This is a genomic window from Limnohabitans sp. Rim8, from assembly GCF_945869175.1.
Taxonomy (GTDB): domain Bacteria; phylum Pseudomonadota; class Gammaproteobacteria; order Burkholderiales; family Burkholderiaceae_C; genus Limnohabitans_A.
Genome location: NZ_CAMBNZ010000031.1, coordinates 1 through 21,100, shown reverse-complemented (window position 1 = coordinate 21,100; position 21,100 = coordinate 1). Strand labels below are relative to the sequence as shown.

At 60.4% G+C, this 21,100-nt stretch carries 21 protein-coding genes; 16 read left to right on the top strand and 5 right to left on the bottom strand.

The window, feature by feature from the left end:
* Window positions 1–152: 152 nt before the first annotated feature.
* Genes Q0O19_RS06720 through Q0O19_RS06710 form a run of 3 tightly spaced genes read left to right on the top strand, consistent with a single transcriptional unit; the run spans window position 153 to window position 5,017 of the window.
* Window positions 153–1,202, top strand: a complete 1,050-nt coding sequence (locus tag Q0O19_RS06720) for an efflux RND transporter periplasmic adaptor subunit (RefSeq protein ID WP_295521216.1) — start codon at window positions 153–155, stop codon at window positions 1,200–1,202.
* A 9-nt stretch (window positions 1,203–1,211) separates the two neighbouring features.
* On the top strand, window positions 1,212–4,319 hold the full coding sequence (locus Q0O19_RS06715; protein ID WP_295521212.1) for an efflux RND transporter permease subunit: 3,108 nt from the start codon (window positions 1,212–1,214) through the stop codon (window positions 4,317–4,319).
* Window positions 4,316–5,017 (top strand): SDR family oxidoreductase, encoded by a 702-nt coding sequence (locus tag Q0O19_RS06710; RefSeq protein WP_295521210.1) that lies wholly within the window; start codon window positions 4,316–4,318, stop codon window positions 5,015–5,017. The genes Q0O19_RS06715 and Q0O19_RS06710 overlap by 4 nt, the downstream gene beginning before the upstream one ends.
* 26 nt (window positions 5,018–5,043) lie before the next feature.
* Here the strand turns inward: Q0O19_RS06710 and Q0O19_RS06705 are convergent, their stop codons facing one another.
* Complete coding sequence (locus tag Q0O19_RS06705) at window positions 5,044–6,582, bottom strand: cryptochrome/photolyase family protein (RefSeq protein WP_295521208.1); 1,539 nt, start codon at window positions 6,580–6,582, stop codon at window positions 5,044–5,046.
* Between the two features lie 30 nt (window positions 6,583–6,612).
* Window positions 6,613–6,786 carry a DUF2256 domain-containing protein gene (locus Q0O19_RS06700; protein ID WP_295521207.1) on the bottom strand — a complete coding sequence of 58 codons (174 nt, stop codon included), beginning with the start codon at window positions 6,784–6,786 and terminating at the stop codon, window positions 6,613–6,615.
* Window positions 6,787–6,874: 88 nt separating this feature from the next.
* Between Q0O19_RS06700 and Q0O19_RS06695 the strand changes: the two genes are divergently transcribed.
* Genes Q0O19_RS06695 through Q0O19_RS06655 form a run of 9 tightly spaced genes read left to right on the top strand, consistent with a single transcriptional unit; the run spans window position 6,875 to window position 14,688 of the window.
* Window positions 6,875–7,468: a glutathione peroxidase gene (locus Q0O19_RS06695; RefSeq protein ID WP_295521205.1), complete on the top strand. Its 594-nt coding sequence runs from the start codon at window positions 6,875–6,877 to the stop codon at window positions 7,466–7,468.
* A gap of 8 nt (window positions 7,469–7,476) precedes the next feature.
* Window positions 7,477–8,796: an FAD-dependent oxidoreductase gene (locus tag Q0O19_RS06690; RefSeq protein WP_295521203.1), complete on the top strand. Its 1,320-nt coding sequence runs from the start codon at window positions 7,477–7,479 to the stop codon at window positions 8,794–8,796.
* The gene (locus Q0O19_RS06685) at window positions 8,793–9,569 is read left to right on the top strand and encodes a DUF1365 domain-containing protein (RefSeq protein ID WP_295521202.1); all 777 of its coding nucleotides are present in this window, start codon (window positions 8,793–8,795) and stop codon (window positions 9,567–9,569) included. The genes Q0O19_RS06690 and Q0O19_RS06685 overlap by 4 nt, the downstream gene beginning before the upstream one ends.
* 29 nt (window positions 9,570–9,598) lie before the next feature.
* Window positions 9,599–10,852, top strand: a complete 1,254-nt coding sequence (locus Q0O19_RS06680) for a cyclopropane-fatty-acyl-phospholipid synthase family protein (RefSeq protein WP_295521201.1) — start codon at window positions 9,599–9,601, stop codon at window positions 10,850–10,852.
* Window positions 10,853–10,857: 5 nt separating this feature from the next.
* Window positions 10,858–11,475, top strand: coding sequence for a chalcone isomerase family protein (locus Q0O19_RS06675; RefSeq protein ID WP_295521198.1), 618 nt, complete (start codon window positions 10,858–10,860; stop codon window positions 11,473–11,475).
* Window positions 11,472–12,800 carry an MFS transporter gene (locus tag Q0O19_RS06670; protein ID WP_295521196.1) on the top strand — a complete coding sequence of 443 codons (1,329 nt, stop codon included), beginning with the start codon at window positions 11,472–11,474 and terminating at the stop codon, window positions 12,798–12,800. Before Q0O19_RS06675 ends, Q0O19_RS06670 begins: the two co-directional genes overlap by 4 nt.
* A gap of 33 nt (window positions 12,801–12,833) precedes the next feature.
* On the top strand, window positions 12,834–13,430 hold the full coding sequence (locus Q0O19_RS06665; protein ID WP_295521194.1) for a DUF3833 domain-containing protein: 597 nt from the start codon (window positions 12,834–12,836) through the stop codon (window positions 13,428–13,430).
* Window positions 13,431–13,435: 5 nt separating this feature from the next.
* A complete protein-coding gene (locus Q0O19_RS06660; RefSeq protein ID WP_295521192.1) occupies window positions 13,436–14,206 on the top strand; it encodes an SDR family NAD(P)-dependent oxidoreductase in 771 nt (256 codons plus the stop codon).
* Window positions 14,207–14,253: 47 nt separating this feature from the next.
* Window positions 14,254–14,688 (top strand): nuclear transport factor 2 family protein, encoded by a 435-nt coding sequence (locus tag Q0O19_RS06655; RefSeq protein ID WP_295521190.1) that lies wholly within the window; start codon window positions 14,254–14,256, stop codon window positions 14,686–14,688.
* Window positions 14,689–14,712: 24 nt separating this feature from the next.
* On the opposite strand, the gene Q0O19_RS06650 is transcribed toward Q0O19_RS06655, so the two are convergent.
* Window positions 14,713–15,327, bottom strand: coding sequence for a glutathione S-transferase N-terminal domain-containing protein (locus tag Q0O19_RS06650; protein ID WP_295521189.1), 615 nt, complete (start codon window positions 15,325–15,327; stop codon window positions 14,713–14,715).
* A gap of 122 nt (window positions 15,328–15,449) precedes the next feature.
* Here Q0O19_RS06650 and purB point away from each other — a divergent pair, with 122 nt between their 5' ends.
* Window positions 15,450–16,850 carry an adenylosuccinate lyase gene (gene purB / locus Q0O19_RS06645; protein WP_295521187.1) on the top strand — a complete coding sequence of 467 codons (1,401 nt, stop codon included), beginning with the start codon at window positions 15,450–15,452 and terminating at the stop codon, window positions 16,848–16,850.
* 9 nt (window positions 16,851–16,859) lie between these two features.
* Complete coding sequence (locus Q0O19_RS06640; protein ID WP_295521185.1) at window positions 16,860–17,420, top strand: YaeQ family protein; 561 nt, start codon at window positions 16,860–16,862, stop codon at window positions 17,418–17,420.
* 36 nt (window positions 17,421–17,456) lie between these two features.
* Here the strand turns inward: Q0O19_RS06640 and Q0O19_RS06635 are convergent, their stop codons facing one another.
* Window positions 17,457–17,918 (bottom strand): DUF3717 domain-containing protein, encoded by a 462-nt coding sequence (locus Q0O19_RS06635; protein ID WP_295521183.1) that lies wholly within the window; start codon window positions 17,916–17,918, stop codon window positions 17,457–17,459.
* A gap of 353 nt (window positions 17,919–18,271) precedes the next feature.
* On the opposite strand from Q0O19_RS06635, the gene Q0O19_RS06630 reads away from it, so the two are divergent.
* Window positions 18,272–18,949, top strand: a complete 678-nt coding sequence (locus Q0O19_RS06630) for a TerC family protein (RefSeq protein WP_295521181.1) — start codon at window positions 18,272–18,274, stop codon at window positions 18,947–18,949.
* 19 nt (window positions 18,950–18,968) lie between these two features.
* On the opposite strand, the gene Q0O19_RS06625 is transcribed toward Q0O19_RS06630, so the two are convergent.
* Window positions 18,969–20,495 carry a M48 family metalloprotease gene (locus Q0O19_RS06625; RefSeq protein WP_295521179.1) on the bottom strand — a complete coding sequence of 509 codons (1,527 nt, stop codon included), beginning with the start codon at window positions 20,493–20,495 and terminating at the stop codon, window positions 18,969–18,971.
* A 113-nt stretch (window positions 20,496–20,608) separates the two neighbouring features.
* On the opposite strand from Q0O19_RS06625, the gene moaC reads away from it, so the two are divergent.
* Complete coding sequence (gene moaC, locus Q0O19_RS06620; protein WP_295521177.1) at window positions 20,609–21,100, top strand: cyclic pyranopterin monophosphate synthase MoaC; 492 nt, start codon at window positions 20,609–20,611, stop codon at window positions 21,098–21,100.

Genomic DNA, 21,100 nt, shown 5'->3' with positions numbered 1-21,100 from the left:
CCCGGTCTTGGTCGGCGTGTCATCTCGCCCATGACACCCTGACGCTAAACTTGTCGCACGTCGCAGGGGCGTGCAGTCAAAAGAGAAGTGTCATGAAAAAAGCAGGTGTTTGGTTTGGGGTGTGTGCGGTGGTTGGCTTGGGGCTGGGGCATATGTCGTTGATGGCACAAGAGAGTAAACCGCCCCAAGCTGCCAAACCCTCCTTGAGCGTGACGGTGGCGGTACCCCAGATGCTCAACATGGCGCAAAAAATCAGCGCCAACGGCTCATTGGCCGCTTGGCAAGAGGCCATCATTGGTGCCGAAGCCAATGGTTTGAAAATCACCGACGTTCGGGTGAATGTGGGTGACCGGGTGCAGCGCGGTGATGTGCTGGCAGTATTACAGGCCGACACCTTGCGTGCCGAATTGGCGCAGGCCGAAGCGACCCTGGCCGAAGCCACCGCCAGTGCCCAAGAGGCCCAGGTCCAATCCGAGCGTGCCCGCAGCTTGCACCAGCAGGGGTTTTTCAGCCATGCGCAGCTGAGCCAGACCTTGTCCGCCGAGGCTTCTGCCGTGGCCCGCGTGCAATCTGCTCGCGCCATGGTGCAACTGCAAAACGTGCGCCTATCTCAAACCCAGGTGCGAGCTCCGGATGCAGGCGTGATCTCGGCGAGGCAGGCCACCGTGGGCAGTGTGGTGGGCGCGGGCACCGAGTTGTTCCGATTGATCCGTCAGGGCCGCATCGAGTGGCGGGCTGAAGTGACCGCCGCCGAGATTGGCCGCATCCAGGTGGGGACAACAGTCCAAGTGAAGGCCGCGAGCGGCCAGGTGCTGCAAGGCAAGGTGCGCATGATTGCGCCTTCGGTGGATGCGCAAACCCGCAACGCCTTGGTCTATGTGGACCTGCCGACCCAAACCGGCAGCGCCCGCGCAGGCATGTACGCCCAAGGCGAGTTGGCCTTGGGACAAAGCCAGGCCCTCACCGTGCCCCAAACGGCTGTGGTGGTGCGCGATGGTTTCAGTTATGTGTACACCGTGGGCGCCGACCAGAAAGTCAGCCAGCTCAAAGTGCAAACCGGACGCCAATCGGGTGACCGGGTGGAAGTGACCCGTGGCCTGAAAGCCGACGCCCGCGTGGTCGCAGCGGGTGGTGCCTTTTTGAACCAGGGTGACACGGTGCGTGTGGTCGATGCGCCTGCACCGGCTGCGGCCGGCAAATAAAGGGACGCCATGCTCAACGTCTCCTCCTGGTCGATCCGCAACCCGATTCCCGCCGTCATGCTGTTTGTCCTGCTGACGGTGGCGGGCTTCATCGCCTTTGGGTCCATGAAAGTGCAAAACTTTCCGGATCTGGATGTGCCCACCATCACCGTGACCGCCAGCTTGCCCGGTGCTGCGCCCACACAGCTTGAAACCGATGTGGCCCGCAAACTCGAGAACGCGCTGGCCCCTTTGCAAGGCCTCAAACACATCACCACCAAGGTGCAAGACGGCGTGGTGTCGATCACCGCAGAGTTCCGCATGGAAAAGCCCACCCAGGAAGCGGTGGACGATGTGCGCTCGGCCATTCAGGGTGTGCGCGCCGATTTGCCGGGTGATCTGCGCGACCCGGTCGTGCAAAAGCTCAACCTGGCCGGCACACCCGTCCTGGCCTACACCGTGCGCTCCACACGCATGGACGACGAAGCCTTGTCATGGTTGGTCGACAAAGACATCACCCGCAAGCTCTTGTCACTGCGCGGCGTGGGGGCGGTCAACCGAGTCGGTGGCGTGACCCGCGAGGTGCAGGTGGCTTTAGATGTGAGCCGTCTTCAAGCGTTGGGCCTCACGGCCGCTGAAGTGTCGCGCCAGCTCAAGCAGGTGCAGCAAGAAGGCTCGGGCGGGCGCATGGACTTGGGCGCGGGCGAGCAACCGGTGCGCATCTTGGCCACCGTGAAAACGGCGCAAGAGCTTGGCCAGATCGAGTTGGCGACATCGCGCGGTGCGCGTGTCCGCTTGGACCAGGTCGCTGCGGTGAGCGACACCTTGGCCGATGCGCGGTCTGCAGCCAGCCTCGACGGCCAAGCGGTGGTTGGCTTTGAGGTGGTGCGCAGCAAAGGCGAGAGCGAGGTGGCCGTAGGCCGCCTGGTGCGTGAAGCCCTGGCCGATTACCGGCTGCAAAACCCGGACGTGGAAATCACCGAAGCCTTTGACTTCGTGACCCCGGTGGAAGAGGAGTACAGCGGTTCCTTGTTGCTGCTGTATGAGGGCGCTATTTTGGCGGTGTTGGTGGTTTGGCTGTTTTTGCGCGATTGGCGGGCCACCTTCGTGTCGGCCGTGGCGCTGCCCTTGTCGGTTATCCCTGCCTTCATTGGCATGGCGTATTTGGGCTTTTCCATCAATGTGGTGACCTTGCTCGCGCTGTCTTTGGTGATCGGCGTGTTGGTGGACGACGCGATCGTGGAGGTGGAAAACATCGTGCGCCATTTGCGCATGGGCAAGTCACCCTACCAAGCGGCCATGGAAGCGGCCGACGAGATCGGGCTGGCCGTGATCGCCACGACCTTCACCCTGATCGCGGTGTTTTTGCCCACGGCCTTCATGAGTGGCATTCCAGGGAAATTTTTCAAACAGTTTGGTTGGACGGCGTCGCTGGCGGTGTTTGCCTCCTTGGTGGTGGCCCGTGTGCTCACACCCATGATGGCGGCCTACATCCTCAAGCCCATCGTCACGGCCGCGCACGAGCCGGGTTGGCTCAAGCGTTACATGGTCTGGGCCACCTGGTGCATGAAGCACCGTTTCGTCACCATGGTGCTGGCCACGCTGTTTTTCATCGGCTCCATCATGCTGGTGCCTTTGTTGCCCAAGGGGTTCATTCCGCCAGATGACAACTCGCAAACCCAGGTGTATGTGGAGCTGCCCCCTGGCGCCACCTTGTCGCAAACCCAGGCCAGTGCCGAACACGCCCGCCGGCTGTTGATGACCGTGAAGGACGTGACCAGTGTTTACACCACAATAGGTGGTGGCAGTGCGGGCTCTGACCCGTTTACCGGTGGTGGTGCGGCCGAGGTGCGCAAGGCCACGCTCACCATTCAGTTGACCGAGCGTGGCACGCGCCCGCGAAAGCAGGCGATTGAAAACGACATCCGCACGGCTTTGCAACCTTTGCCCGGTGTTCGCACCAAGGTGGGTTTGGGCGGCTCGGGCGAGAAATACGTCTTGGTGCTCACGGGCGAAGACCCGCAGGCCCTGCAAACGGCTGCCATGGCGGTGGAGCGGGACCTGCGCACCATCCAAGGCCTGGGCTCGATCGCGTCCACCGCCAGCTTGGTGCGACCCGAGATTGCCGTGCGCCCCGACTTTGCCAAAGCCGCCGATTTGGGGGTGACCAGTGCGGCCATCAGCGACACCTTGCGCGTGGCCACACTGGGGGACTACGACGCGGCCTTGCCCAAGCTCAACCTGTCCGAGCGCCAGGTGCCCATTGTCGTCAGGCTCGGCGACGAATTCAGGCATGACCTGGCCACACTTGAACGCCTGATGGTGCCCGGCAGCCGTGGCCCGGTGATGCTGGGTCAAGTGGCCAGCATCGAGGTGGCCGGTGGACCCGCGGTCATCGACCGTTATGACCGCCAGCGCAACATCAATTTCGAGATCGAGCTGTCGGGCATGCCACTGGGTGATGTGACGCAAGCGGTGCAAAAGCTGCCGGCTTTGCAAAGCTTGCCGCCGGGGGTGAAGGTGGTGGAGGTGGGCGACGCCGAAGTCATGGGTGAGCTTTTTGCCAGTTTTGGCTTGGCCATGATGATTGGCGTGCTGTGCATTTACATCGTGCTGGTGCTGCTGTTCAAAGGCTTTTTGCACCCGATCACGATTTTGGCGGCCTTGCCACTTTCTCTGGGAGGTGCCTTTGTGGGCTTACTCATCGCGCAAAAGAGCTTTTCCATGCCTTCGCTCATTGGTCTGATCATGCTCATGGGCATCGCCACCAAGAACTCCATCTTGCTGGTGGAGTACGCCATTGAGGCGCGCCGAGGTAAGCCCGCTGAAGGCGATCACCCTGCCGTGCCGCCCATGAGCCGCTGGGACGCGATTTTGGACGCCTGCCACAAACGCGCCAGACCCATTGTCATGACCACCATTGCCATGGGCGCAGGCATGCTGCCCATTGCCGTGGGCTGGGGCGCGGCCGATGCGAGTTTCCGCTCGCCCATGGCGATTGCCGTGATTGGCGGACTGCTGACGAGCACCGTGCTCAGCTTGCTGGTGATCCCGGTGGTGTTCACTTACTTGGACGATTTGGGGCAATGGTCGGGTCGGATGTACAGAAAAATCACACAAACCAGGAGCAAGGCATGAGCAACAAAGTGGCGATGGTGGTGGGCGGTGGCAGTGGCATGGGGGCCGCTGCGGCACGCAAGTTGGCACAGGACGGTTTTCAGGTGGCCGTCTTGTCCTCGTCCGGCAAGGGTGAGGCGCTGGGCCGTGAGTTGGGCGGCCTGGGGCTGACCGGTTCCAACCAGTCGAGCGACGACCTGCAAAAGCTGGTCGATCAAACCATGGCGCGTTGGGGCCGCATCGATGTGCTGGTCAACAGCGCAGGCCACGGCCCCAAAGGCCCCTTGCTGGAGTTGAGCGACGCGCAATGGCACTTGGGGCTCGACATGTACTTCCTGAACGTGGTGCGTGCCATACGGGTGGTGGCGCCCATCATGGTCCAGCAAAAATCGGGGTCCATCGTCAACATTTCGACCGCCTGGGTGGTCGAGCCCAGCGCGATGTTCCCGACGTCTGCGGTGGCCCGTGCAGGCTTGGCCGCTTTCACCAAGCTGTTTGCCGATGAGCACGCCCCGCACAACGTGCGCATGAACAATGTCTTGCCCGGCTGGATCGACAGCTTGCCTGCCAAAGAAGAGCGCCGCGAAAGCGTGCCCATGCAGCGTTACGGGACCAGCGAAGAAGTGGCCGCAACCATCGCCTTTTTGGCTTCGCAGGGCGCGGCCTACATCACGGGTCAGAACATTCGGGTCGATGGTGGTTTGATGCGCTCGGTCTAAGGGCGCACACAAAGGGTCCAGAATTCTCAGACCTCATCCAGCCGTGACCGCACAGCCTGGGCTTGTTCTGTGATTTGTGCCTTGTCGTCTGCGCCCATCTTGTTCACATGCTTGACCATCAACGCCGTGCGCGGGTTGCTGGCAAAGTCCTGTTCGTGGCGAATCAAGAAATCCCAATACAAGGTGGTCATGGGGCAGGCGGTGGGGCCAATGCGCACTTCGGGTTGGTAGCGGCAACCTTTGCAGTAGTTGCTCATGCGGCCGATGTACTGCCCGCTGGCGACATAGGGCTTGCTGGTGAAGCGCCCGCCGTTGGCGTGCAAGGCCATGCCCAAGGTGTTGGGTGTTTCCACCCACTCCACCGCGTCCACGTACATGGCGCGGTACCAGGCGCTGACCTGCTGCGGTGACAGGCCCGCCAGCACCGCAAACTGACCGGTGACCATGAGCCTCTGGATGTGATGGGCGTAGCCGAACTGCAGACTCTGGCCAATGGTGGCTTGCATGCAGGCCATGTGCGTTTTGCCCGTCCAGTACCAAGCGGGCAAGTCGCGTGTGTGCCCGTAGTGGTTGGCTTTGGCCATGTGCGGCATGTCCAGCCAATACACCCCGCGGATGAATTCGCGCCAGCCCAACACTTGGCGGATGAAGCCTTCGACGCTGGCCAGAGGAAGGCCGCGCTGATGGTAGGCCTCTTCGGCAGCGGCGACCATTTCGCGCGGCTGCAGCAAATGCAGGTTCAGGCTGCTGCCCACCAAGGCGTGCCAACCGAAGGGCAGTGTGGTCCACATGGCGTCTTGCCAAGCGCCAAAGTTTTCAAGGCGCTGGTCGATGAAGTGCTGCAGCGCCACCAAGGCGTCTTCGCGGGTCACGGGCCAGGCAAAGTGATCGAGTGTGCCGGGGTGCTGGGCAAAACGGGTCTTCACCATGTCGATCACATCTTGTGTGATGCGGTCGGGCGCAAAGCGAGCGGGCGGCGGCACGGTACCGGGGCCTTTGGCGCCAAAGCCTTTGCGGTTGTCGGCATCAAAATTCCATTGCCCACCCAAAGGGTCTTTGCCGGCCATCAACACTTGGTGGCGTTTGCGCATTTCGCGGTAGAAAAACTCCATGCGCAGCTCTTTTTTGTCGCCCGCCCATTTGGTAAATTCCGCGCGGCTGCACAAAAAGTGCGTGTCATCCACCCAATTCAATGGCACCTGGGCTTGCGCTGCGGCGGCTTCGATCAAGCGCTCTATGCGCCAGGCGCCCGCCTCCATCACCACCAGGGTTTGGGCTTGCAGGCTGTGCAAGGCGTGCATCAACCGCCCAGAAAAGTCACCGGGCAGGAGTTCATCGTCCAGCCGCATGTAGGTGCAAGGCCAGCTGCGGCGGTGCGCCTCATTTGCAAAGTGCCGCATACCCGACAAAAAAATCGCAATGCGGGCTTGGTGGTTCCAGACATCACCGGCTTCGCTGTCCGCCTCGATCATCAACAACCGGTCTTGTGTGGGGTCAAAGTTGTTGAGTGCAGGGTTGTCCCAGCCCAGCTGGTCGCCCAGCACCAAAATCAGGTGACGTGTCATGTTTGTGTCTTTGTCGATGCTGGTCGATGCTCAGCGCGCGCTTGGGGCCGAAGATTTTGCGGCTCGGCAACGGTCACTGCAGTACAAAACCTGGTCCCAGTTCTTGGCCCAACTCTTGCGCCAACTCATGGGCCGACCGCAAACCTGACAAGTTTTTTGCGGCAAGCTTTGTTTGTTCCCTTTGAAACCTGAGGGTTTGATCATGGTGCTTTTCTCGGGCGTAAGGGTAAAAGTGACAATCTGAGGAATCGAGTTTAAACTGACCGGTCACAAAATAGTTTTTTAAGTCCAAATGAACAACTTACAAGTCAACTCTTGGGTCCGCAGCCTGACTTGGGCCATTTTCGCGGCCGTTCTAGGCTTGGCGGTTCAGGTGGCCCAGGCCTCCACGCCCCCCGCCGCTTGCCCCGCCATCTTGAACCACTCGTTTGACCGCTTGCAAGACGAAAAACCCCAGTCCCTGTGTCAATACGCGGGCAAAGTGGTGCTGGTCGTCAACACCGCCAGCTTTTGCGGTTTCACAGGTCAATACAAAGGCTTGGAGGCGCTGAACGCCAAATACAAAGAGCAGGGCTTGGTGGTGTTGGGCTTTCCGTCCAATGATTTTGCCCAAGAAAAAGGCAGCAACAAGGACATTGCTGACTTTTGTGAAAGCACGTTTGGCGTGAAGTTCCCGATGTTCACCAAAACCCAGGTCACAGGCGATGGTGCGGCCCCTCTGTTCAAACAACTCACCGCACAAACCGGCCAAAAGCCCCGCTGGAACTTCCACAAATACCTGATTGGCCGGGACGGCAAGGTGATCGACCAGTACAGCAGCATGACGGGGCCAGACAGCAAATCGTTGGTGGCAGCGATCGAAAAGTCGTTGAAAACCAAACCATGAAGCCTCGCATGAAACTGGCCATTGTGGGCTCGGGTATATCGGGTTTGGCCGTGGCCCACACGCTGAAAGAACATGCCGACATCACCGTGTTCGAAGCGGGCGACTATTTTGGCGGCCACACCCACACGGTGGACATCACGCTGCCCACGCCGCAGGGTCCGGTGACGCACGGCGTGGACACGGGTTTTCTGGTTTTCAATGAGCGCACCTATCCCAACTTGATCAAGTTGTTTGCCGAACTTCAGGTGCAAACAGCGCCTTCTGATATGTCGTTTTCGGTAAAGGTGCCGGGCGCGCTGAGGGGCAATACCCTAGAGTGGAGCGGCACCGACTTGAACAGCGTGTTCGCGCAGCGCAGCAACTTGGTCAACCCGCGCTTTTGGCGCATGTTGGCCGACGTGATGCGCTTCAATGCCCTGTGCACACGCATCGCCCAAGAGCAGCGCGAAAAAGATTTACAGCAACCGCTGGTCGACTTTTTGCGCACGCACAATTTCAGCGAGCCATTTCGCGATTGGTACTTTTTGCCCATGTTGGGCTGCATCTGGAGTTGCCCGACCGACCAGATGCTGCAGTTTCCGGTGGCGACCATGATCCGGTTTTGTCACAACCATGGCCTGATCCAGGTGACGAACCGCCCGCAGTGGTTCAGCGTGGTGGGCGGCGCCCGACACTACGTCGACAAGATTCTGGCGGGTGTGCACGACAAGCGCCTGAACACCCCCGTCCGTTTGATCGAGCGCGATGCGCAAGGCGTGCGCATCGTCACCGACGGCCATGCGGAGCGCTTTGACCAGGTGGTCATCGCCACCCACACCGACCAAGCGCTGGGCATGTTGCGCGAGGCCAGCACCTACGAGCGCAGCTTGCTGGGGGCCATTCGCTACCAAGAAAACCGGGCGGTGCTGCACACCGACGCCAGCGTACTGCCGACCCACCCCAAAACCTGGGCAGCGTGGAATTACGAACGCGCAACCAGCAGCGAGCGCGAGTCCTCCCGGGTGTGTTTGCACTACTTGCTCAACCGTTTACAACGCATTCCATTTGCCCAGCCCGTGGTGGTCTCGCTCAACCCGTTGCAAACCATCGACCCCGCGACTATTTTGGGCGAATACGACTACGCTCACCCGGTGTTTGATCTGGCCGCCATCGAGGCGCAAAAGCGTTTGCCCTTGTTGCAAGGCCAGCAGCACACCTGGTACGCCGGGGCCTGGACGGGTTACGGTTTTCACGAGGATGGCCTCAAGTCGGGTCTGCAAGTGGGGCAGTCTTTGCTCAAGCGCATCCAAGATCAGGGCAACACGGCCCAAGACAGATGGGCGGCATGAAGCTGGCTACCGCGCTCATCGGCTGGGGTCAGGTGCGCCACACGCGCCACCGCCCGGCGCACCATGCCTTTGCTTACCCGACAGCGTTTTTGATGCTGCCCATGCGCAGTTTGCACGCAGGCGCTTGTTTGACCGATCTGGCCGTCAACCGCCCCGCTTGGTTTGCCTTCCATGATGCGGATCATGGCGATGGACGCCCTGCCGAAACCGGTGGGGCTCTGGCCTGGCTCGATGAATTGCTGCACCGAGAAGGCATCCCGGACGCTTCAGGCGAGGTCTGGTTGCAGGCCTTCCCGCGTGTGCTGGGCCATGCCTTCAAACCCGTGAGTTTTTGGTACGCGCACCGCGCCGACGGCAGCCTGGCCGCCATCGTGGCCGAAGTGAACAACACCTTTGGCGAGCGCCATTGCTACTTGTTGCCCGAGCCACATTACGGTCAAACGATCCTGGCCCACAAGGTGTTCCATGTCTCGCCGTTTTGCGACGTGCAAGGCGAATACCGTTTTCGTTTCATGCGCGTGACACACGGCGGTCAAGACCGCATCGTGGCTCGGGTCGATCATGGTGACGCCGATGGCCCCTTGATCGACACCAGTTGGAGCGGTGTGCTCGAACCCGCCACAGCCGCCGCTTTGCGCCGCGTGATGTGGCGTTTTCCGCTGCTCACGCTGGGCGTGGTGGCCCGCATCCACTGGCATGCCTTGTTGTTGTGGTTGAAAAAAGTACCGTTTTGGCGCAAGCCCGAACCCCCTCGTGATTTTGTGACCCGATGAACCCTGGACCCCACCGGATGCCGCCCGCCATGAAGACCGCCGATAACGCCCACACAACGGGCACCTCGAACCGCAGCAGCGCGGCCACCATTCCGCACGCCAGCGTGCCCAAGGCCGCTGCGCGCTTGCTCAGCCTGTTGACCCGACTGAAAATCGGCACGCTCACGGTGCACGCGCCCGATGGCAACAACCAGGTTTTTGGCACCCACGAAGCGCCGTTTGCAGCACTGCACATCCACCGCTGGCACATGTGTGCCGAGGTGCTCAAGTCGGGTGACATTGGCTTTGCTGAGGGCTACATGGCGGGCGATTGGACCACCCCCGATTTGGCCGCCCTGCTGCGTTTGACGATTGCCAACCGCGACCACATTGAAAGTGCCATTTATGGCCATTGGCTGGGGCGTTTGTTTTACCGCATCAAGCATCTGCTCAACCGCAACAACCGCAGCAACAGCCGCAAAAACATCCACGCGCATTACGACATGGGCAACGCGTTTTACGAGTTGTGGCTGGATGGCACGATGAACTATTCATCGGCCTGGTTCGATGGCGACCACAGCCAAGACATGGCCCAGGCCCAAAAAGCCAAGGTGCGCCGGGCCTTGCGCATGGTCAACGCCAAGCTGGGCGACCGGGTGCTGGAGATCGGTTGCGGTTGGGGCGCTTTGGCCGAGGCGGCCACCACCGAGTTTGGCGCGCACATCACGGGCGTGACTTTGTCCACCGAGCAGTTGGCGTTTGCCCAGGCACGCATGCAATCCCATGGTGTGCAGCAACGTGCGGATTTGCGCTTGCAAGATTACCGTGACATCGACGACGGGCCTTACGACGCGGTGTGCTCTATCGAAATGATCGAGGCCGTGGGCCAGGAATACTGGCCGACCTACTTTCAGACCATCGCCTGCATGCTTAAGCCCGGTGGCCGGGCGTGCGTGCAGAGCATCACGATCGACGACCGATTCTTTGAGCGTTATTTGCAATCGACCGATTTCATTCAACAGTACATCTTTCCGGGAGGCTGTTTGCCCAGCTCGGGCGAGTTCCGCAAACAGGCCCAAGCGGCGGGCCTGCAGGTGGTTGACGAGCTTCATTTTGGCCGCGACTATGCAGAAACTTTGCGCCGCTGGCGTGAGGGTTTCATGGCCCAACTCGATGCGGTGCGCTTGCTGAAATTTGACGACCGCTTTATTCGGCTGTGGTCTTTTTATTTGGCGTATTGCGAAGCGGCGTTCGACGAAGCCAGCATTGACGTGGTCCAGTTCACCTTGGCCAAGCCGGCCTGACGCGCATGCACACCCTGTTGCAAAAGGCACGCAGTGTTGGGCTTCAAGCCAAGGGCGGCTTGGGCCTGGGGGGTGTTGTCTTTTTTCTGGTCGTGATGACATCTGTGCACAGCCCTGCACAATCGCCTGTCACGAACAGTCAGGATGTGGTCAACCGTCCTGAAATCGCTGCGCTCAAAGGGGGGATCCCCAGTGCGCTTTTTCGGTTGCGGGTGTGGGGTTTTGAGGTCTACGACGCCCGCTTGTGGACACCCCAAGGGTTTCGTTACAACCAAGCTGCGCAGTGGCCCTTTGCGCTGGAGTTGCAATACTTGCGTCGTTTGGAGGGGGCCTCCATCGCCAGCCGCTCGCTCGACGAAATGCGGCGTGTGGGCAGTTTCACCGAAGCCCAGGCGCAAAGCTGGTTGTCCGCCATGCGAGAGATCTTCCCCAATGTCAGTGCGGGCGAACGCATCACCGGCGTTCACTTGCCGGGCGAAGGGGCCGAGTTCTGGGTCAATGGCCAGCGCGCGGGCGTGGTGAAAGACCCGACTTTTGCGCGCTTGTTTTTTGGTGTGTGGCTCGATGAGCGCACCTCAGAGCCCAAGATGCGTGCCCAATTGTTACAAGGCCTGCAGCCATGAGCGTTGTGCCCGAGGCCCACAGCCCTTTAGCCCCGCGCAAATCGTTCGCGGCGTATGGCCTGTTGGGCTTGCCGCTGGCTTTTGTGGCCCTGCCTGTGTATGTGCATTTGCCCAATGTCTATGCCCAGCAATACGGCGTGCCGCTGGCCGCTTTGGGCGGCGTGCTTTTGCTCAGTCGCAGCGTGGACGCGGTGGTGGACCCTTGGCTGGGCCGATGGGGCGATGCCTTGTACCGCCATTCTTGGCGTGCGGTGTGGTTGGCGGCGGTGTTGTTGGGGCTGGCCGTGGCCTTGGGTTTTGCGGCTTTGTTTTTTCCGCCTGCATCGGCTTTGTCGCCCACGGGTTTGCTGGTGTGGGTGGGCGCAGCGCTCACGCTCAGCCACCTGGCCTACAGCGGTTTGGGCATCTTGCACCAAGCTTGGGCGGCGCGTCAGGGGGGCGGCGGCATCGCGCAAAGCCGCTGGGTGGCGTGGCGTGAAGGTTTTGCCTTGGTGGGTGTGTTGTTGGCCTCGGCCCTGCCCGCGCTGTGGGGCTGGGCGCTGACCACCGCTTTGCTGGTGCTGATGCTGGCGCTGGGGTTGTTCGCTTGGCAGTATTTGGCCCAAAGTGCACTGACAGCGAATCAATCCTTGGCCCCAATCCACCAGACCAGCAGCTTGTGGCTGCCCTGGCGGCATGCGGGCTTTCGCCGTTTGTTGCTGGTGTTCGTGCTCAACGGCTTGGCCAGTGCCGTGCCCGCCACGCTGGTGCTGTTTTTTGTGCAGGACCTGCTGCAAGCGCCCAAGGCCATGGAGCCCCTGTTTCTGGGTTTGTATTTCGCGACCGGAGCGCTGTCGTTTCCCTTGTGGCTCAAGGTGATCGACCGCATGGGTCTGCTGCGGGCGTGGGCCATGGGCATGGCCCTGTCGGTCTTGGCGTTTGTCAGTGTGGTCACCCTGGGCGCGGGCGACACCACGGGATTTTTGGTGGTCTGCGCTTTGTCAGGCATGGCGCTGGGCGCGGACCTCACGGTGCCAGGCGCTTTGCTCAACCAACTCATTGACCGCTGCGGCGAGCGCGGCCGCACAGACGGCGCTTTCATGGGCTGGTGGAATCTGGCCACCAAGCTCAATCTGGCTTTGGCTGCAGGCTTGTCCTTGCCACTGCTGGGCCTGTGGGGTTATGCCCCGGGCCAACAAGGCGCTGACGCCGTGTTGGCGTTGGGCCTGGCCTATGGTTTGCTGCCCTGCGTGCTCAAGCTTTTCGCCGGGCTGGCCTTGTACTTTGGCTTGATGCGTCAGCCTGATTTGATTTCAGGGTCTGAAACGGCCCGCCCTTCGGCATGAAGCCGCTTTGAATCTGCACAACGGGAGCACACCATGAAGAACCAGCCAAACACCCTGATCCACCGCCGCGCCGCCTTGGGCCGCCTGGCGGCTTTGCCCGTGGCGGCGGCCATGCCTTTTTTGGCCAGTTGTGCCGGACCGCAAGTGCAAAGCTACGCCCAAGAAAAACCGCTGCTGGATTTGCGCACTTACTTCACTGGCACCATCGACGCTTGGGGTGTGTTCACCGACCGCAGCGGCCAAGTGGTCAAGCGTTTCACCGTGGTCATGGATTGCAGCTGGAACGGTGACGAAGGCGTGCTGGACGAGGCCTTCGTCTATTCGGATGGCACGAAGCAGCGGCGCATTTGGAAACTCCAAGCCGGGCCCAACGGCAGCTACCCCGGCCGGGCCGATGATGTGGTGGGCCAGGCCTCGGGCCAGGTCAGCGGCAATGCCTTCCGCTGGGGCTACACCCTGGCATTGCCTGTCGATGGCCGGGTGTGGCATGTCGACTTTGACGACTGGATGTACCTGATGGATGACCGCGTCATGCTCAACAAAGCCACCATGAGCAAGTGGGGTGTGAAACTGGGTGAAGTCACCTTGTCGTTCACGCGCCGCACGCCTTTGGCGGCCAAGCCGGCTTGATGCGCATGAGCCTGAACAAGCAGATCCGCGATTGGCAAGGCCGCCGCGTTTGGTTGGTGGGGGCATCGACCGGCATTGGCCTGGCCTGTGCGCAGGCACTGCGTGCAGCCGGTGCCTTGGTCGTGGTGTCTGCCCGCAAACCTCAAGGCGTGCTGGACTGGGCCGCGCAAGATGCGGGTGTGCAGTGGCGTGCGCTCGATGTGTGCGATGGGACCCAAGTGCACCACACGGCCCAAGCCCTGCTGGCCGAAGGCCCGCTTGACATGGTGATTTATGCGGCCGGTTATTACCAAGCCCAACGCGCCCAAGCCATGGATTTGGCGAACTTGCTGCAGCACGACAGGGTCAATTACCAAGGGGCACTTCAGGTGATCCACGCGGTGCTGCCCAGCATGTTGGCGCGGCGCAGCGGTCACATCAGCTTGCTGAGTAGCGTGGCCGGTTGGCGCGGTTTGCCCAACGGGCTGGCCTATGGCCCGACCAAGGCGGCGCTGACCCACTTGGCCGAGACGCTTTACATCGACCTGCAAGACCCCGGCATTGGCGTGAGCGTGATCAATCCCGGTTTTGTGGCCACGCCGCTCACGGCGCAAAACCAGTTCACCATGCCGGCGCTGATCAGCCCCGAAGAGGCGGCTCGCGAGATGCTCAAAGGTTGGGCCCAAGGCCAGTTCGACATCCATTTTCCCAAGCGCTTCACGCTGTGGCTCAAGTTGCTGCGTTTGCTGCCTTACCGCTTGTATTTTCCATTGGTGCGCAAGTTCACAGGGCTGTGATGCTTGGGCGCACAGTTCAACGCCATAACATTGGACGGCCTATGACCATGAACCCACGCCAAGCCACGCAAAACCTGGCTACTTTTTTCGAGACCTTGACGCCGCAAAGCGTGGCCCAGTTGCACACGCTCTACGACGCACAAGCGAAGTTCAAAGACCCCTTTAACGAAGTTCAAGGGTTGGCCGAGATCGAGCGCATTTTTCGCCACATGTACGTGGCGCTGGATCGGCCGCATTTCCTCATCGCGACCCAATTGGTGGATGGCTCCCAAGCCTTTTTGACTTGGGAGTTTCGCTTCCATTTCAAACGGTTTGACACGGCCACCCTGCAAACCGTGCGCGGCGGCAGCCATGTGGTGTTCAACGAATCAGGCTTGGTGACGCTGCACCGCGATTACTGGGATGCAGCAGAGGAGTTGTACGAGAAATTGCCACTGGTGGGTGGCGCGATGCGCTGGCTCAAAAAACGCGCCAACACCTGAGGATGCTCAGGCTTGGCGCAGCGCTCAGCCCGGCAGGCTTTCCACAAAGCTGGGCCGCTGCGCCAGTTTGTCGTGCAGCTTGTGCAGATTCGTATAAGGCGTGCGCCAATCGATCTGTGGGAAACGGAAATCCAGATAACTCAGGGCGCAACCGACCGCGATGTCCGACAGGCTCAGGTGGATGCCAGAGCAGTAAGCCTTCTCGCCCAAGCCCTGGCTCATGGCGGCCAAGGCGTGCTGAATTTTGTCCAACTGACGGTCAATCCAGGCTTGACTGCGTTGGCTGTCTTCGCGTTTTGTCCACACGGCCTCCATCCGCGCCAAAATTGCGGCATCCAGCAAACCATCTGCCAGGGCTTCCCAGGTTTTGACTTCGGCGCGTTCACGTCCTGCCGGGGGGATCAGTTTGCCCACAGGCGACAAGGTGTCCAGGTATTCCACGATGACCCGTGAGTCAAAAACCGCCTCATGGCCTTCCATGATCAGGCAAGGCACTTTGCCCAAGGGGTTGGAGGCATGGATTTGGGTGGTGTCTGACCACACGTCTTCGCTCACGAACTGGTAGTCCAGTTTTTTCTCAACCATGACGATTCGCACTTTTCGAACATAAGGACTGGTGACGGAGCCAATGAGTTTCATAGAAGATGGGGCATTGCCGATGAAGGATGAGCGATTCTAGGTGAAAGACCCGCGGATTTCTCCATGGGCGAGCCATTTGATGCGGTGGCTTGCGGCGCGGTGGTGGGAATTACAATCAAAGGATGAATTTCACACCCATTGCCGCCTTGTCTCCCTTGGATGGCCGTTACGCCAGCAAACTCAATGCTTTGCGACCGCTCATGAGCGAGCAGGGTTATATGCACCGCCGTGTGCAAGTCGAAATCGCTTGGTTCATCGCCTTGTCCGATGCCGGATTTGCCGAGTTCAAGCCGCTGAGCGCCGGTGCACGCAGCTATCTGACAGGCCTTGTCAAAAACTTCAACGAAGCCGACGCGGTGGGCATCAAAGAATTCGAAAAGACCACCAACCACGACGTGAAGGCCGTGGAGTACTGGATCAAGTCCAAGTTCAAAGACCGGCCTGAGCTTGAAAAAGCGGCCGAGTTTGTGCACTTTGCGTGCACCAGTGAAGACATCAACAACACCAGCCACGCCTTGCAACTCAAGGGTGCGCGTGCGCAGGTGATCTTGCCGGGTCTTGACGGCCTGATCGCCAAGCTGCGCGAGATGGCGCATGCTTTTGCCGAGGTTCCCTTGCTCAGCCGCACCCACGGCCAAACCGCCAGCCCCACCACGGTGGGCAAAGAAATGGCCAACGTGGTGATGCGCCTGAACGGCTGCCGCGCCAAAATCGCGGCGGTGCAGTTGATGGGCAAGATGAATGGCGCGGTAGGCAATTACAACGCCCATTTGTCGGCCTGGCCAGACTTTGATTGGGAAGCCTTTGCCCGCCTAGTGGTCGAGACGCCCGAAATCGCTGAGACGCAGTCTGCCCATTGGGGCCTGGGGCTGACGTTCCAGCCGTACAGCATCCAGATTGAGCCCCACGACTACATGGCCGAATTGTTTGATGCTGTGGCGCGCACCAACACCGTCCTGATTGACCTGTCGCGTGACATCTGGGGCTATGTGGGCTTGGGCTATTTCAAGCAACGCTTGAAAGCCGGAGAAATCGGCTCGTCCACCATGCCGCACAAGGTGAACCCCATTGATTTTGAAAACGCCGAAGGCAACCTGGGCCTGGCCAACGCCGTGCTCAAACACCTGAGCGAAAAACTGCCGATCAGCCGTTGGCAGCGTGACTTGTCCGACTCGACCGTGCTGCGAAATATGGGGGTGGGCCTGGGCTACACCACACTGGCCTATGCCTCGCTCATGACCGGTTTGAACAAGCTGGAGTTGAACGAAGAAGCGCTTGCTGAGGATTTGGATGCCGCCTGGGAAGTGCTCGCTGAGCCGATTCAAACGGTGATGCGCCGCTACGGCGTGCAAGGCGCATACGAAAAGCTCAAGGAAGTCACACGGGGCAAAACGGTGACGGCTGCCGATTTGCATGGCTTGATCCATTCGCTGGAGATTCCGCAAGCCGACAAAGACCGTCTGCTGGCCATGACGCCGGGCAGCTACATCGGCAAGGCCGCTGAACTGGCCCGCCGGGTCTGATCGGTTCACATGGCCCTTAAATCCACCATCTACAAAGCCAACCTGTCGATCGCTGACATCGATCACAGCTATTACGAAGACCACCAACTCACGCTGGCGCGCCACCCCAGCGAGACCGACGAGCGCATGATGATCCGCCTGCTGGCGCTGGCCATCAACGCCTTCAAGCTGCAGGCCGTGTGCAACGGCGACGGCAAGCTGGCCTTTGGCGCGGGCTTGTCCGATCCTGACGACCCAGACTGCAGCTTGCGCGACTTCACTGGCCGAACGCGCCTGTGGATCGAAGTGGGTCAACCCGAAGACAAGCCCATCATGAAAGCCTGCCAAAAAGCCGACGAGGTGCTGCTGTATTGCTTCAACCATGCGGCCGAAGTGTGGTGGAAAGGCATCGAGACCAAGCTGACGCGCTTGGACAAGTTGCAAGTCTGGCGCGTGCCAACAGAAGGCTCGCAAGAGCTGGCCAAACTGGCCGAGCGCAGCATGCAGTTGCAAGCGACCGTTCAGGAAGGCAGTGTCACCTTCAGCAGCGACAAGGGCAGCGTGCACATTGAGCTGATCCGCTGGAAATAAACGAAAACGGGTCGCGCTGTTTGTGCCGCCGCCCGCTCAGGGTGTGAGGTCCAGCGTGACCTGAGCCTCGGCTGCGGCCTTGGCCCAATGGCGATCTTCGGCTGCGCGCTCGGCGTATTTGTTGAATCGCCACGACGTGCCATCGGCCGTGATGCGCTGCCAGATGCCGCGCTTTTCGCCGGGCGTCATTTCGATCCACAGCTGCACTTCTTCAAAACTGCGGCCGCAGCCTTTGCAGGTTTCGTCGCCTTGGCTGGTGGAGCAAATGGCAATGCAGGGCGTGTCGGGGGTGGTGGCGTACCAGTCTTGCCAAGCCTCGGCGGCGGCCAGTGGCAAGGTGAACTCATCGGCCAAATCTTGCTTGTAATAGACCATCAGGGCATACACCTCGGCCAAGGCCCGCAGCTCACGCGGCAGTGTGACCCCATCGGGCGAGGGGTTCTTGACGCGCCAATGGTTGATGGCGGCTTCGATGTCGGTGATGTGAATTCCGGCCATGGTGTGTTTCAAGAGGGAGCGCGATCATAGCGCTTTCAAGCGGTCCCCTCAGGCTGGAAATGGCCATTCAATGACCCCATGCCTCGCAAGGTAAAAGCCAAATCAAGTTTAATTCCGACCCGAAGGGGAGTAGCTCCCTGTCGCCGTGGTCTGCAAAGGACCCGGTTAGATGAGCCGTCAATACGTCGCGCAAGCCTCCGGTTCATCTGGCACAAGCCTCGCTTGCTGCTGAGCAAGACCTTCGATCCACAGCCTGTCAATGGCGGGCCGATTTTGCTGCGTACAGCACATTTTTTGTGCGCACCTTTGCGACCCGTTTCCTGCAGGTTCAACACATTGAACCGGAGTCTTTCATGGAATTTTTATCGGCACCTTGGTGGTCGGCTTTGTTGGCCATCATCTTGATTGACCTTGTATTGGCCGGTGACAACGCGATCGTGATCGCCTTGGCCGCCCGCAGCTTGCCTCCCGACTTGCAAAAGAAAGCGATTTTTTGGGGCACCGCGGGGGCCATCGCCGTGCGCGGCGTGATGACCATTGGCGTGGTGTGGCTCTTGCAAATTCCCGGCCTCATGCTGGTCGGTGGTTTGGGTTTGCTGTGGGTGGCGTACAAACTGCTGGCCGACACGGGCCACGGTGATGAAGATGGCCCCGTGGTCAGCACTTTTTGGGGTGCCATGAAAACCATTGTGGTGGCCGATGCGTTGATGGGCGTGGACAACGTTTTGGGTGTGGCCGGTGCTGCGCACGGTTCTTGGGACTTGGTGATCATTGGCTTGCTGATCAGCGTGCCGATTGTGGTGTTTGGCAGTTCGGTCGTGCTCAAACTGGTCGAGCGTTTTCCCATCATCATCCAGTTGGGCGCCGCTGTGTTGGCTTTCACCGCCGCCAAAATGGTGGTCAGCGAGCCCTTGCTTGACAGCTATTTTGATGCACCCTCGCAGGCTGCTTTGCGTTGGGCCACCTACGTTTTGGCGATTGTGGCGGTCTTGGGTGCAGGCTGGTGGCGTACCCGCAAACCGGCTGTTTAAACCCCTGTCGTTTTGGCCATCAGCGCTCCGATTGCATGGCCTTGATGTGGCTCTGGGCCTGACGCAAGCGGGAGTCCACAATCGATGCCTCGATGTGGTCGCCAGCTTGGAGTCTGTTATTTCGCGCCCAATCTTGCGCCGCACGGAAGCGGTCGACCGCGCCGGGCCAGTCCATGCGGGCCATTTGGGCTTCGCCTTCGGCACGCAGTGAGGGCAGCGCTTGGCCTTGTATGGCCAGCATGCTGGCCAAGATGTTCCAAGCTTGCGCGTCGTTCGGTGCTTGCGTGACCTGGTCGCGCAGTTCTTGGATGATGCGTGTGCGTGCGGGGTGCGCTGGCAAACGCAGCAAGGCCTGCGCTGCGGCGATCAACTCCGGGCGCTGTAAGGGCCGTGTGCGGGTGACATCCAAAATTTGCAGGGCCTCAGCAAAGCGTTCTTGCCGGATGGCCAGTTCTGCTTGCAGCAGCGTGGCCAAACGCTTGGCCTGAGGTGTTGCGGTCGTCAAGGCCAGCAGGCTTTGCAATGCCCTTTCGGAAGCGTCCGACTCTTTCAGTTGGAAATGCGCCAAGGCAGCGGCATACAAAGCGCCGGCTTTTTGGGCGGGCGTGGCTTGTGCTGAGGAAGCCTTGCTGTCTTGTGTCCAACTTTTCAAGGCGTCCACGCCATTGTGCGACATCACTTTGGCCCGAGCGGCCAGCATGGCCTGCACCATGTCGCCGCTGGTGCGTGAGGACGGCCCGGTCAGCTGCAAGCGCGCTTGCATGTCGGCGATGCGCTCGGTGGTCAGCGGGTGGCTGCGCAGGTAGGGGTAGGCGCCGTTGTCGTTCACGCCAGCCGATTGCTGCAGCTTGTTGAACATGCCGACAAAGCCTTGAGGGTCATAGCCGGCATCGCTCAACACGCCAAAACCCACACGGTCGGCTTCGCGCTCCATGTCCCGCGAGTAGCTCAGCTGCGATTGAATGGCCGCCGCTTGGCTGCCCATGATCAGACCTTGTCCAGCTTGTGGATTTTTGCTCACGGCAATGGCTCCCAAGATCATCGAGCCAATCACCCAGGGGGTCATTTTGGATTGCTCGTCCATACCCCTTGCAATGTGGCGTTGTGTCACGTGGCTCAACTCGTGGGCCAAAACCGACGCCAGTTCAGCGTCGGAGCTGACCACCGCGATCAAGCCCAAGTGCACGCCCAAAGAGCCACCCGGCAAGGCAAAGGCATTCACCGACCGGTCGCGGCCCAGCAAGATCCGCCAGGCAAAACGCTCCTGCAATTCGGGGGACAACTCACCCCGCGCGGCGGCGGCTTTGACCAGGGGTGCCCACAGGCGCTGGATGTATTCGTCCAGCACCGGGTCTTCCAGATAGTCCGGGTCGCGGTAAAGCTCGCGTGCGATGCGGTCACCCAGTTGGCGCTCGGCCCCCAGCGAAATGCCCTCGCCGATGCCCAAAGAGGGCAAGCTGTTGTTTTGGGTCCAGGCCGGCTGCACGCCCAGGGCTGCTACCAGCAGCGCCAGAAGCCATTGAGAGGAGCGAAAGAGGGGTTTCAAGGTCTTGATTTTCCTGAGTCAAGAGAGAGCAGAGGCGGTCTTTTTCTTGGGTGATGCCCGTATGATGCGCCAATCACGTCAATTTTTTGTAAATGGTTTTTACCATCTTAGCCATGACCCAGCCGACCGATGCCTTGACCCACTTTGACGCGCAAGGCCAAGCCCACATGGTGGATGTGGGCGGGAAATCCAGTACCCGCCGCATCGCGGTCGCTACCGGGCGCATCGAGATGCTGCCCGCGACGCTGGCGCTGGTCACCTCGGGCACTGCTAAAAAAGGCGATGTGCTGGGTATTGCCCGCATTGCCGGCATCATGGGCGCCAAAAAAACCAGCGAATTGATCCCCTTGTGTCATCCGATCGGCCTGACCCAGGTGGCGGTCGAATTCGAGGTGCTGGTTGACGAAGCCGCCGTGGTGTGCACCGCCACCGCCGAAACCATCGGCCAGACCGGTGTCGAGATGGAAGCCTTGACGGCCGTGCAAGTCGCCCTGCTCACCATCTACGACATGTGCAAAGCCGTGGACCGGGGCATGACCATGAACGGCGTGACCTTGCTGGAAAAGCATGGGGGTAAGTCGGGGAGCTTTGTGGCGGGGAAGTGA